The sequence below is a fragment of the Pseudohaliea sp. genome (assembly GCF_040217025.1).
In the GTDB taxonomy this organism is placed as follows: Bacteria; Pseudomonadota; Gammaproteobacteria; order Pseudomonadales; family Halieaceae; genus Pseudohaliea.
Genome location: NZ_JAVJOA010000008.1, coordinates 935014 through 948110 on the forward strand (window position 1 = coordinate 935014; position 13097 = coordinate 948110).

The 13097-nt window shown below is 70.0% G+C and carries 10 protein-coding genes; 8 read left to right on the top strand and 2 right to left on the bottom strand.

Going from position 1 to position 13097, the window contains the following annotated elements; all coding sequences use genetic code 11:
• The first annotated feature begins 2 nt into the window (after nucleotides 1-2).
• From ggt to purE, 4 genes are all read left to right on the top strand, one after another.
• Nucleotides 3-1694 (top strand): gamma-glutamyltransferase, encoded by a 1692-nt coding sequence (gene ggt, locus RKE50_RS08495; RefSeq protein ID WP_350035846.1) that lies wholly within the window; start codon nucleotides 3-5, stop codon nucleotides 1692-1694.
• A 28-nt stretch (nucleotides 1695-1722) separates the two neighbouring features.
• Nucleotides 1723-3327: an acyl-CoA synthetase gene (locus RKE50_RS08500; RefSeq protein ID WP_350035847.1), complete on the top strand. Its 1605-nt coding sequence runs from the start codon at nucleotides 1723-1725 to the stop codon at nucleotides 3325-3327.
• Nucleotides 3328-3421: 94 nt separating this feature from the next.
• Entirely contained in the window at nucleotides 3422-4576 is a 1155-nt protein-coding gene (gene purK, locus RKE50_RS08505) for a 5-(carboxyamino)imidazole ribonucleotide synthase (RefSeq protein WP_350035849.1), read from the top strand.
• Nucleotides 4573-5070, top strand: a complete 498-nt coding sequence (gene purE / locus RKE50_RS08510) for a 5-(carboxyamino)imidazole ribonucleotide mutase (RefSeq protein ID WP_350035851.1) — start codon at nucleotides 4573-4575, stop codon at nucleotides 5068-5070. Before purK ends, purE begins: the two co-directional genes overlap by 4 nt.
• A gap of 32 nt (nucleotides 5071-5102) precedes the next feature.
• On the opposite strand, the gene ilvD is transcribed toward purE, so the two are convergent.
• Complete coding sequence (ilvD, locus tag RKE50_RS08515) at nucleotides 5103-6788, bottom strand: dihydroxy-acid dehydratase (protein WP_350035852.1); 1686 nt, start codon at nucleotides 6786-6788, stop codon at nucleotides 5103-5105.
• A gap of 178 nt (nucleotides 6789-6966) precedes the next feature.
• Here ilvD and RKE50_RS08520 point away from each other — a divergent pair, with 178 nt between their 5' ends.
• From RKE50_RS08520 to RKE50_RS08535, 4 genes are all read left to right on the top strand, one after another.
• Entirely contained in the window at nucleotides 6967-8511 is a 1545-nt protein-coding gene (locus RKE50_RS08520) for an acetolactate synthase large subunit (RefSeq protein ID WP_350035853.1), read from the top strand.
• Between the two features lie 46 nt (nucleotides 8512-8557).
• Nucleotides 8558-9397, top strand: coding sequence for an SDR family oxidoreductase (locus RKE50_RS08525; RefSeq protein ID WP_350035854.1), 840 nt, complete (start codon nucleotides 8558-8560; stop codon nucleotides 9395-9397).
• Nucleotides 9398-9501: 104 nt separating this feature from the next.
• Nucleotides 9502-11052: an arylsulfatase gene (locus RKE50_RS08530; protein ID WP_350035856.1), complete on the top strand. Its 1551-nt coding sequence runs from the start codon at nucleotides 9502-9504 to the stop codon at nucleotides 11050-11052.
• A 13-nt stretch (nucleotides 11053-11065) separates the two neighbouring features.
• A complete protein-coding gene (locus RKE50_RS08535) occupies nucleotides 11066-12106 on the top strand; it encodes an HAD family hydrolase (RefSeq protein WP_350035858.1) in 1041 nt (346 codons plus the stop codon).
• Between the two features lie 44 nt (nucleotides 12107-12150).
• Here RKE50_RS08535 and RKE50_RS08540 read toward each other — a convergent pair whose 3' ends face one another.
• Nucleotides 12151-13017 (bottom strand): SDR family oxidoreductase, encoded by an 867-nt coding sequence (locus RKE50_RS08540; RefSeq protein ID WP_350035859.1) that lies wholly within the window; start codon nucleotides 13015-13017, stop codon nucleotides 12151-12153.
• Nucleotides 13018-13097 lie beyond the last annotated feature (80 nt).

A 13097-nucleotide genomic window follows, 5' to 3' on the forward strand; every position in this document is an offset into this window, starting at 1 on the left:
CCGTGATCCTCCGGCTCCTCACCGCACTCCTGCTCACGGTCGCCCTGGTCGCCCATCCCCCGGCCGCCCAGGGCCGGGCCTACGGCGCCCTCGCCATGCCCGACCCCTTCGCCGCCGATGCCGCCGCCGGCGTCATCGCCGACGGCGGCAACGCGGTGGACGCCGCCATCGCGGCGGCCTTCGTCCTGGCCGTCACCTACCCGGAGGCCGGCAACATCGGCGGCGGCGGCTTCCTGCTCGCAGTGATGGGCGGTGAACCGGCCTTCCTCGATTTCCGCGAGACTGCCCCCGCCGCGGCGCAGGCCGACATGTACCTCGCCGAGGATGGCAGCTTCCGCGCCCGCGAAGCGCTGGTGGGCGGCCGCGCCTCCGGCGTGCCCGGCACCGTGCGCGGTCTCGCGGCAGCCCACGGGCGCTACGGCACCCTGCCCTGGGCGCGGCTGCTCGCGCCGGCAGTCCGCCTCGCCCGCGACGGCTTCGCCGTACCGCCGGGGCTGGCCGAGATCGCCGGGGAAACCCGCGCGTTCCTGGCCGGCGAGACCAACTTCGCCCGCTACTTCGGCGGGCTCGTCCCGGGGCAGCGCTTCCGCCAGCCGGAGCTCGCGGCGACGCTCGAGCGGCTCGCGACCGACCCGGAGGACTTCTACCGCGGCCACACGGCCGAGCTGCTGCTCGCCCAGCAGGCCCGGAGCGGTGGCCTGATCAGCGCGGCCGACCTCGTGGGCTACAGCCCGCGCTGGCGCGAGCCGCTCGCGGGCCAGTGGCGCGGCTACACGGTGCTGACCGCGCCACCGCCGAGCTCCGGGGGTGTCGCCCTGCTGCAACTCCTCGCCCTGCGGGAAGCTGCAGCCCCCCTGTTCGAGGGGACCGGGCACAACGAGCCCCGCTACCTGCACCTGCTGGCAGAGCTGGAAAAGCGCGTCTTCGCCGACCGGGCGCGCTATCTCGCGGACCCCGACTTCGTCCCCGTGCCGGTGGACGCGCTCCTCGACCCGGCCTATCTCGCGCGCCGCGCGGCCGGCGTCAACGCGGCGGCGATCAGCCCGCCGGAGGCGGTGCCACCCGGCCTCGAGGGGCCGCACACGACCCACTTCTCGATCCTCGACCCGGCCGGGAACGCCGTCTCCCTCACCTACACGCTGAACTGGGACTTCGGCTCCGGCGTGGTCGTGGAGGGCGCCGGCTTCCTGCTCAACAACGAGATGGACGACTTCAGCGCCGCGCCGGGCGTGCCCAACGAGTTCGGCGTCGTCGGCGGCGAAGCCAACGCCATCGCCCCGGGCAAGCGCATGCTGTCCTCCATGACCCCGACCATTCTCCTCGAGGACGGCGCGCCGGCCATCGTGCTGGGCACCCCCGGGGGCAGCACCATTTTCACTTCGGTGTTCCAGGTACTGCTGAACCTCGTCGATGCGGGCCTCGCGCCGCAGGACGCCGTCGACGCCACCCGCTTCCACCACCAGCTGCCCCAGGCCAGGCTCATCCGCCACGACCAGTGGCCCATCCCCGCTGGGACCCGCCGCGGCCTCGAGGACCTCGGCTACCGGGTCGAGCCGAACGACTGGGGTCACCTCGGCGACGTGCAGCTGGTGACCGCGGGCCCCGCCGGCACGGCTGCCGCCGCTGACCGCCGCGGTCGGGGCGTGGCGCGCATCCTGCCGGACGAGAACCGCGTAACACCCCCACAGAAGTAACTGGATAGCAATAACAGGGAGCAAGCCCATGGCCTGGAACTTCGGCGACATCCTCGACACGATCATCCCTGAACTGCCGCCCGAACACCCCGCCCTCGTCCACGGCGACCGCGTGCTCAGCTGGCAGGCCGTCGACCGGCGCAGCAACAACCTCGGTCGCGCCCTGCAGGCGGCCGGGCTCGCCCCCGGCGCGAGCGTGGGGTTCTACCTGCGCAACAGCCCCGCCTTCATGGAAACGCTGGCGGCCTGCTTCCGCGCACGGCTCGTGCATGCGAACGTCAACTACCGCTATCGCGAGGACGAGTTGCACTACATCCTCGACAACGCCGACGCCGAGGCCGTGTTCTACGACGCCGATTTCCGCGACCGGGTCGATGCGCTGCGCCCGCGGCTGCCTGCGGTGAAGGCCTGGGTGGAGGTCGGCGACGGACCGGTACCGGGCTGGGCGCTCGCCTACGAGACGCTCGCCGGAGACGGCGACGGCAGCAACCTGCCGGGGCCCCGCAGCGGCGACGACCTGCTGCTGCTCTACACCGGCGGCACCACGGGCATGCCGAAAGGCGTGATGTGGGACCAGCACAACCTGCGCGAAGCCCAGTCGCTGGCCCTGCGCGCCGTGGGCCCGGTGCCGGAGACGCTGGAAGAACTGCGGTCGACGATCGCCGCCAACGGCCCGGGGGCGACGATCCTGCCCATCTGCCCGCTCATGCACGGCACCGGCCTGTTCACCGCCATGGGCGCGTTTTTCAGTGGCGGCACCGTGGTCACGCTGCCGAACCCCTCCCTCGATGCCCGGGCCGTCTGGGAAGCAATCGACCGGCACCGCGTGTCGCAGATCGCCATCGTCGGCGACAGCTTTGCCCGGCCCCTGCTGGCCGCGCTGGACGAGGGCCGCGACCGCTACGACCTCGACAGCCTCCGGATGATCATCTCCTCCGGTGTCATGTTCAGCACCGAGATCAAGCAGCGCCTGCTCGCGCACCTGCCGCAGGCGGCGATCGCCGACAGCTTCGGCGCGTCGGAGGCGGTGGGCTTCGGCGCCTCGATCATGACCAGGGATGCGCCGGTGGAGACCGCGCGCTTCATGACCAACGATCTCTGCCGGGTGTTCGACGAGCGCGACCGGGAACTCCCGCGGGGCGGCGACCAGCCCGGCTTCATCGCCTTCGGCGGCCCCATCCCGAAGGGCTACTACAAGGACCCGGAAAAAACCGCGAAGACCTTCCGCACCATCGACGGCCACCGCTACGCCGTACCCGGCGACTACTGCCTGGTCGCCGAGGACGGCACGCTGACGCTGCTCGGACGGGGCTCGGTGTGTATCAACTCCGGCGGCGAGAAGATCTACCCGGAGGAAGTGGAGGAGGCCCTGAAAGCGCACCCGGACGTCGAGGATGCCCTCGTCGTCGGCCTCCCGGACCCGACCTGGGGCCAGGCCGTGACCGCCATCGTACACCTCGTCCCCGGCGCCGGCCTGGACGAGGCGGCGCTGGTCGCCACGGTGCGCGAGCGGCTGGCGCCCTACAAGGCGCCGAAACGGGTTTTCGCGGCGCCCCAGCCCTTCCGGGCGCCGAACGGCAAGGCCGATTACAAGGCCGCCCGGGCCTTCGCGGAGTCCGCCAGCGCGGCCTGAACCGAGGCCGCGGCCGCCGCGGGGCTTGATGCTACACTCGGGACAGGTATAGTGCCCGGCTTTCCAGGATAAGGCCCAGACAGGCGGGGGCAGCATGAAGATTCGCGTAGGCATCGTTGGCGACGGCCAGCTAGGCATGTTCCTGTGCGAGGCCGCGCAGGCACTGGCCATCGACACCGTCATCCTCACCGGCGATGCGGACAGCCCCGCGGCGCAGCGCGCCGGTGCAGCGGTGGTCGGCGCCATGGACGACGCGGCGGCCGTGCAGGCCCTGGCGGACGCCTGCGATATCGTCACCTACGAGCGCGAGGACGTGCACCCGGTCACCGTGGAAGTGCTGCGCCGGGCGGAGGCCGCCGGCAGTATCCACTGCCATCCCAGCCTCGCGGTGATCGAAACCATCCAGGACAAGGCGCGGCAGAAGCGCTGGCTCGCCGACGCGGGCCTGCCCACGCTGCCCTTCGTCCTCGCCAGCGGCGAGGACGGCGAAGCGGCGGCTGCCGCCCGGGAACTGGGCTACCCGGTGGTGCAGAAGGCGCTGCGCGGCGGCTTCGACGGGCGCGGCGTGCAGCTGCTGCGCGACGAGGCCGCCCTCGCCCGGGCCTGGCCCGGCGAAACGCTCTTTGAGGCCCACGCCGGCGACTTCCGGGAGATCGCCGTCATCGTTGTGCGCGCCCGGGATGGCGAGATCCACTGCTTCCCCCCGGTCGACATGACCTTCGACGGCGACTACAGCGTCCTGGAGTGGGTTTACGCCCCGAGCGACGCCGCTGAGACTGTCCTCGCCGAAGCCGAGCGTGTCGCCCGCGCCGCGATCGAGGCGCTGGACGGTGTAGGCACCTTCGGCGTGGAACTGTTCCACTGCGCCGACGGCCGCGTGGTCATCAACGAGATCTCGCCGCGGGTGCACAACGCCGGCCACTACACGCTGGAAGCCACCGAGTCGTCCCAGTTCGAGCAGCACCTGCGGGCGGTGACCGGGCTCCCGCTAACGGGCACGGCGCTGGAAACGCCGGCGGCCATGCGCAACCTGCTCTGCACCGAGGCCATCGCCGGGGCCGCCCGGGACCGCGCCGCGGGACGCAGCACCGAGGGCCCCGTGGCCACCTACTGGTACGGCAAGGCCCCGGCCCGCGCCATGCGCAAGCTGGGCCATATCACCGCCACCGGCGCCAGCGCCGCCGAGGCCGGCGAGCTCGCGACGGCCGCCTACCGCCGCCTCACCGGCAGCCGGGGAGAAGCCGCATGAACGCCCGGGTCGGGATCATCATGGGCAGCGACTCGGACCTGCCGGTGATGCGCGCGGCAGCCGTCGTGCTCGACGAGCTCGGCGTTGCCTACGAGATCGATATCGTCAGCGCCCACCGCACTCCCGACAGGCTCTACGCCTACGCGCGCGAAGCGGAGGAGCGCGGCATCCGGGTGATCATCGCCGGCGCCGGCGGCGCCGCCCACCTCCCCGGCATGGTCGCGTCCCTGTGCGCCCTGCCGGTCATCGGGGTTCCCATCAGCGCCACGAAGCTCGCGGGGGAGGATGCGCTGCTTTCCATCGTCCAGATGCCCGCGGGCATCCCCGTGGCCACCGTCGCCATCGACAACGCCACCAACGGCGGCCTGCTCGCCGCCCAGGTCCTGGCAACCGGGGACGACGCCCTGCGGCAGCGGCTGCATCGCTACCGCGACGGGCTGCGGGACCAGGTGCTGGACAAGGCGGAACGGCTGCGCCGGGGCGACGACGGCTGAGCGGCGCCTGAGGCGCCGCCCCCGGCGCCCGATCAATCCTCCAAACGATCGAGCACAGCGCCGTGGCTGGCGGAGGCCGCGTTGCGGGCAAACTTGCCCAGCACACCTCGCGTGTAGCGCGGCGCCGGCTGCTGCCAGCGCTCGCGGCGGGCGGCCAGCGTCGCCTCGTCGACGTTGAGCTTGAGCAGCAGCTCGTGCGCGTCGATGGTGATGCTGTCGCCTTCCTCGACGAGGCCGATGGTCCCGCCCACGGAGGCCTCGGGCGCGACGTGACCTACCACCATGCCCCAGGTCCCGCCGGAGAAGCGGCCGTCGGTGATCAGCCCCACGCTCTCGCCGAGTCCCTGGCCGATGAGCGCACTCGTCGGTGCCAGCATCTCGGGCATGCCCGGGGCACCGCGGGGTCCCAGGTAGCGCAGCACCACCACGTCGCCGGGCTTGATTCCGCCGGCGAGGATGGCGTCGAGCGCCGACTGCTCGTCGTCGAATACGCGGGCCGGGCCGGTGATCACCGGGTTCTTGAGGCCCGTGATCTTGGCCACGGCGCCCTCTTCCGCGAGGTTGCCGCGAAGAATAGCGAGATGGCCTGCCGGGTAGAGTGGGTTATCCAGCGGCCGGATCACGTCCTGGCCCGCCGGGCACTCGGCGGGTACGTCCGCCAGGGTCTCGGCAATCGTCTTGCCCGTGATCGTCATGCAGTCGCCGTGGAGCAGCCCGCCTTCGAGGAGCAGTTTCATGACCTGGGGAATGCCGCCGGCGCGGTGCAGGTCGATGGCCAGGTAGCGGCCGCTCGGCTTCAGGTCACAGATCACCGGGACCTTGCGGCGGATGCGCTCGAAGTCGTCAATCGTCCACGGCACTTCGGCACAGTGGGCCATGGCCAGGAAATGCAGCACGGCGTTGGTGGAACCGCCGGTGGCCATGATCACCGCCACGGCGTTCTCGATGGCCTCGCGGGTCACGATGTCGCGCGGCTTGCGGTCCGCTGCCACGGCGTCGACGAGCACCCGCGCGCTTTCGGCCGTGCTGACTTCCTTTTCGTCCTCGACATTGGCCATGGTGCTCGAATACGGCAGCGACAGGCCCAGGGCCTCGATCGCGGCACTCATGGTATTGGCCGTATACATGCCGCCACAGGACCCGGTGCCGGGGATGGCGTGACGCTCGATGGCGATGAGGTCGTCTTCGCTGATGCGCCCGGCGCTGTACTCGCCCACCGCCTCGAAGACGCTGACGATGTTCAGATCACGGTCGCCGAGGCGCCCGGGGAGAATGGTGCCGCCGTAGACGAAGATCGACGGCACGTTGGCGCGCAGCATGCCCATCATCGCGCCCGGCATGTTCTTGTCGCAGCCGCCGATGGTGAGGACGCCGTCCATCCACTGGCCGCCCACGCAGGTTTCGATGCAGTCGGCGATCACCTCGCGCGACACCAGGCTGTACTTCATACCCTCTGTGCCCATGGCCATGCCGTCGCTGATCGTCGGCGTGCCGAAGACCTGCGGGTTCGCGCCGGCCTCCCGGAGAGCGGCGACCGCCGCATCCGCCAGGGGCTGCAGGCCCGCGTTGCAGGGCGTAATGGTGGAATGGCTGTTGGCGACACCGATCATCGGCTTGTCGAAGTCGCTCGCCTCGTAACCCATGCCGTAGAACATGGAGCGGTTCGGGGCGCGCTGGACGCCCTGGGTGATGTTTCTCGACCTGCGGTTACTGGCCACGCTGGCACTCCTGGCTCGCCCGGGGAGGCGGCATTCTAGGCTACTTGCGGGAAATGCCTCAAATACTTATCGTGCTCACGCACCCCGCGCGGGTGCGCCGCCGCGACAGGAATTCCCCCGGCAACGACGCGAAGCCGCCGACAGCGAATAAGAAGCCAACGATGAAAGGAACCCGCCCATGAACGGAGCCGACGCTCTCCTCGAGACTCTCGTCGCCAGCGGCGTCGAGGTCTGCTTCGCCAATCCCGGCACCTCGGAAATGCAGCTGGTTTCCGCCATCGGCAACACGGGGAGCATGCGCCCGGTGCTCTGCCTGTTCGAGGGCGTGGCCTCCGGGGCCGCGGACGGCTACGGCCGCATGGCCGACAAGCCGGCGATCACCCTGCTCCACGTGGGCTCCGGCTTCGCCAACAGCCTGGCCAACCTGCACAACGCCCGCCGCGCGGGCTCGCCGCTCGTGAACATCGTCGGCGACCACGCCAGCTACCACCTGCAGTACGACGCACCGCTGACCTCCGACCTGCCGGGGCTCGCCGACTGGGCCTCCGCCTGGACGCACGTGGCCGAATCGCCGGACGACCTCGCCGCTGCCGGCGCGGCCGCCGTCGCCGAGGCACAGGCGGAGAACGGCCGTATCGCCACCGTCGTCGTACCCGCGGACCACGCCTGGAACCCGTCGAACGGCGCCGCCCCGCTGCGCCCCGCCCCCGCCGCACCGGCCGTGGCGGAGGAGACCATCGCGGCAACCGCGGAGCGCCTCAAGAGCGGCCGCCCCAGCGTGCTCTTTCTCGGCGGCCGCGCCCTGCGCGAGGAGAACCTCTACCGGCTCGGCCAGCTTGCTGCCGCCACCGGGGCGCGGCTGGTGTGCCAGGTGTTCCCGGCGCGGCTCCAGCGCGGCGCCGGGCGCGTGGCAGTGGAGCGCCTGCCCTATTTTGCGGAGCAGGCCACGGAAACGCTTGCCGGCACCGAGCACCTGGTGCTGGTCGGCGCGCCCGCCCCGGTGAGTTTCTTCGCCTACCCGGACAAGGCCAGCTGGCTGGCGCCCACCGACTGCGAGGTGAGCACGCTGGCCACCGCGGCAGAGGACATCGACGGCGCCCTGGAGGCCCTGGTGGCCGCGGTGGGTACGACCGGCGAGCCCACGCTCGTGCAGACTGCCGAGACCCCGGCACCGGACGATGGTCCCCTGGACGGCCTGCTGGTCGGCCAGCTCCTCGCCCGGCACATGCCAGAGGACGCGATCGTCGTCGACGACGGCGCCACCAACGGGCTCGGCGCCTACCTGCTGACCGAGCGGGCGCCGCGGCACGACTGGCTCGCCCTCACCGGCGGCGCCATCGGCCAGGGCATCCCCGCGGCGCTCGGCGCCGCCATCGCCTGCCCGGACCGCAAGGTGATCAACCTCGAAGCCGACGGCAGCGCCATGTATACGCTGCAGGGGCTGTGGAGCCTCGCCCGGGAAGAGACCGATACGGTCACCATTCTTTTCAACAACCGCAGCTACGCGATCCTGAACATCGAGCTGGAGCGGGTGGGCGCCGGCGAACCGAACGCGCGCACCCTGTCCATGCTGGACCTGTCCAACCCGGACCTCGACTTCACCGCCCTCGCCCGCGGCATGGGTGTGAAAGCGAGCCGGGCGAGCACCGTGGCCGAGTTCGACGCGCAGCTGGCCGAGGCCCTGGCGACGCCGGGGCCGCATCTCATCGAGGCAATGGTCTGACCGGCGCGGGTTGCCGGCAACGTCCTGAGCGGGAGGCTCGCGCACCATGGCACGCATTCTCATCACCGGCGCAACCGCCGGCATCGGCCGCGCCGCGGCGATACTGCTCGCCCACAAGGGCCACACGGTCATCGGCGCCGGGCGCAACCGGGAAGCGCTGGAGAGCCTGGCCGCCCAGTCGCCGAATTTGCACGCCCTGCCCCTGGACGTGACCGACCCGGCAGCGGTGGCCGGCGCCCCCGCGGCGGTGGCGACCCTCGCCGGCGGGGAGCCGCTGGATATCCTGGTCAACAACGCCGGCTACGCCTGCGTGGGCCCCCTGGAATGCATCGACGACGCCGCCCTGGAGGCGCAGTACCAGACCAACGTCTTCGGCCTGTTGCGCGTGACCCGCGCCTTCCTGCCGGCGATGCGCGAGCGCGGCAGCGGACGCATCGTCAACGTCTCCTCCGTGGCCGGAAACGTCACCCTGCCCTTCTTCGGTCCCTATGCCTCCACCAAGCACGCGCTCGAGGCGTTGTCGGACAGCCTGCGCATCGAGCTGCGCCCGCACGGGATCGACGTGGTGCTGGTCAAGCCGGGCGCCGTGAAAACCGGTTTTGGCGCGACCGAGCAGGCGCAGCTCGAGCAGCACGCGGTGACCGCGCCCGCCTACCGCGCGCAGCTGGAAACGGTCATGCGCTTTCACCGTGGTTTGCACGCGAAGGGCGCGGACCCGGTCGCGGCCGCCGGCGCCATCGTCAGCGCCTGCGAAGCCGACGGCCCCGGAGCACGCTACGTGGTACCGCGGAAGAACCGCGTGTTCATCGCCATCAAGCAGTGGCTGCCCACGGCCGTGAGCGACTGGATCATGCTGCGCCTGTCGGGGCTGCACCGGCACCGCTAGCGGACGCGGACAGACCGGGGTTCACATTGATTCAACCAGAGTTAGCGGGCAGTGAAAAAAAAAGCTACAGTCAATGCGAAGCACAACAATAAGGTGACTCTACCATGATCAGTTTTCTTCGCCGCACGGCGCTGTTGCTCGGCGCAGCGCTCACGCTGCCGGCCGTCGCAGCCGACAAGCCCAACATTCTCGTCATCTGGGGTGACGACGTCGGGCAGTCGAATATCAGCGCCTACACCATGGGCTTGATGGGCTACCAGACGCCCAACATCGACCGCATCGCCAACGAGGGCATGATCTTCACGGACTATTACGGCGAGCAGAGCTGCACCGCCGGGCGTTCCTCGTTCATCATGGGCCAGTCCGTGTTCCGGACGGGCCTGTCCAAGGTCGGCCTGCCGGGCGCGGACCTCGGCATGCGGGAAGAGGACCCTACTATTGCCGGGCTGCTGAAAAACCATGGCTACATGACGGGTCAGTTCGGCAAGAACCACCTCGGCGACAAGGACGAGCACCTGCCGACCAATCACGGTTTCGACGAATTCTTTGGCAACCTCTACCACCTGAATGCCGAGGAAGAGCCGGAGAACGAGGACTACCCGCAGGACCCGTCTTTCCGCGAGAAGTACGGCCCCCGCGGCGTTATCCGCTCCGCCGCCGACGGCAAGATCGAGGACACCGGCCCGCTCACCAAGAAGCGCATGGAGACCGTCGACGACGAGACGGCCACCGCCGCACTCGACTTCATCGAGCGCGCCGTGAAGGCCGACAAGCCCTTCTTCGTCTGGTGGAGCGGCACGCGGATGCACTTCCGCACCCACGTCTCGGACGAGAAGATGGCGGCGTGCAAGGAACAGTTCCCGCGGGCGGACGAGTACACCTGCGGCATGGTCGAGCACGACGCGCACATCGGGGACTTCCTGGCGGCGCTCGACAGGCTCGGCATCGCGGACAACACCATCGTGTTCTACTCCACCGACAACGGCCCGCACATGAACACCTGGCCCGATGCCGCCATGACGCCCTTCCGCGGCGAGAAGAACACCAACTGGGAAGGTGGCTGGCGCGTTCCGGCCATGGTGCGCTGGCCCGGGCACATCCCGGCGGGGAGCATTTCCAACGAGATCATGCACCACATGGACTGGCTGCCCACCTTCCTGGCAGCGGCCGGTGAAGCGGACGTGAAGGAAAAGCTGCTGGGGGGACACCGCGCCATCGGCCGCAAGTACAAGGTCCACCTCGATGGCTACAACTTCCTCCCGTACCTTACCGGTGAGGCCGACAGCGCGCCGCGGGACGAAGTCTTCTACTTCTCGGACGATGGCGACCTGACTGCACTACGCTACCGCGACTGGAAGCTCGTCTTCATGGAGCAGCAGGAAACCGGAACGCTGCGTCTATGGATGGAACCGTTCGTCGTGCTGCGCACACCGCTGATGTTCAACCTGCGTCGTGACCCCTATGAGCGCGCGCCTTTGACATCCAACACCTACTACGACTGGATACTGGATCACGCTTACATGCTGGTGCCCGCCCAGGACTACGTCGGTGAATTCCTGGCGACCTTCAAGGAATACCCGCCGCGGCAGAAGGCGGCGAGTTTCTCCCTCGACCAGGTCATGGAAACGCTGGCCTTACCGCCCGGGGCCCCGTGACCGCCCGGGCAACGTGACCGCCCCGTCCCGCGCATGGCGCTGGCCAGCGCTGCTCGCAGCGCTGGCCTGTCTCTGTGCGTTCAGCACACCAGGACGGGCGGACGAGGAGCCGCTGCCCTCCTGGCGCGAAACGCCGACGCGGGCCGCCATCCTCGACTTCGTGGCGCGCGTCAGCGACCCGGCGAGCGATGACTTCGTCCCGATGGAGGCACGCATCGCCGTGTTCGACAACGACGGCAACCTGTGGGCCGAGCAGCCTGTTTACTTCCAGCTGCTCTTTGCCGTGGACCGGCTCAGGGCGCTGGCAGAGGCGGAGCCGGCATTACGCCAGCAGGCCCCTTTCAGCAGCATCCTCGCAGAAGGGCCGGCCGCCCTCGCCGCACTCGACGAGGCGGCGCTGGTCAAGCTCGTCCTGGCCACGCATACCGGCCTCGACAGCACGACCTTCAACGGACTCGTGGCGGACTGGGCCGCGTCGGCCACGCACCCGCGCTTCGGTCAGCGCTATACCGACCTGACCTACGCGCCCATGCGCGAACTCCTCGACTACCTGGGAAACAACGGGTTTACCTGCTACATCGTCTCCGGCGGCGGCGTCGCGTTCATGCGCGCCTGGGCGCCGGCGGCCTACGGTATTCCGCCGGAGCGCATCATCGGCAGCCGCTTCCAACTCACCTACCGGGCGGACGACAGCGGCGGCACGCTCCAGCGGCTGCCGGAGCTCTCCCATATCAACGACGGCCCGGGCAAGCCGGTCGGCATCCAGCAGGTGATCGGCCGGCGGCCGATCTTCGCCTCCGGCAACTCCGACGGCGACCTGGAGATGCTCACCTGGACCACCAGCGGCGAGGGCCCGCGCTTCGGCCTGCTGCTTCACCACACGGACGGCGAGCGCGAGTGGGCCTATGACCGCGAGTCCCACGTCGGCAAGCTCGACGAGGGCCTGGAGCGTGCCCCGGCACTGGGCTGGACCGTGGTCGACATGGCCAGGGACTGGGCGCGCGTCTTCGCCTTCGAGGCACCGGTCGAGACCGCCACCGGGGCCGTCCCCTAGGCGCCCGTGAGCAACACGGGTGCCGCGAGCGTCGAACGCCCCCCTCAGTACATCGTGATGGTCTTCGTCGGCAGGGCCTCCGCCACCGCGTCCGGGACGAAGAAATCCCGAAAAAGATCGGCGTCGGGATCGACCGCGTAGGGCGCGAAATCCGTGACGCCTTCTTCCCGCAACAGCACTTCGTCGATGAAGAAGTTCCCGCTGCACTCCCGCGACGGCCGGTTGAGGATCGCATAGGCGGCGTCGGCCATGATCGCCGGTGTGCGGCTGCCCGCTACCGTTTCCGCACCACCGAGCACATTGCGCACGGCGGCCGTGTCGATGGCGGTCAGCGGCCAGAGCGAATTCACCGCGATGCCGTCACCGGCGAACTCCCGCGCCATCCCCAGCGTGCACAGGCTCATGCCCATCTTCGCCATGGTGTAGGCGACGTGCGGGGCAAACCACTTCGGATCCATGTCCAGCGGCGGTGCCAGGTTGAGGATGTGCGGGTTGGCCGCTGCCTTGAGGTGCGGGATGCACTGCCGGGAGACCAGGAAGGTGCCGCGGGTATTGACGCTGTGCATGAGGTCGTAGCGCTTCATTGCCGTCTCGAGGGTCGGCGTGGGGCTGATGGCGCTGGCGTTGTTGATGCAGATGTCGATGCCGCCGAAGCGCGCCACGGCCTGGGTGACGGCCGCCTCCACCTGGTCCTCGAAGCGGATATCGCAGACCACGGCCAGGGCCTGGCCGCCGGCCGCCTCGATGTCCTCCGCGGCCGTGTAGATGGTACCCGGCAGCTTCGGGTGCGGTTCGGTGGTCTTGGCCGCGATCACCACGTTCGCGCCGTCGGCGGCCGCCCGGCAGGCGATGGCGAGGCCGATACCGCGGCTGGCGCCGCTGATGAAAAGCGTCTTGTCCTTGAGGCTCATGGCAGGGTTCCCCGTGATTGCCGTTGCTCCTGTCGCACACGCCTTGGCGTGCCACGGCCGCGCCGCGCGACACCGCCCGC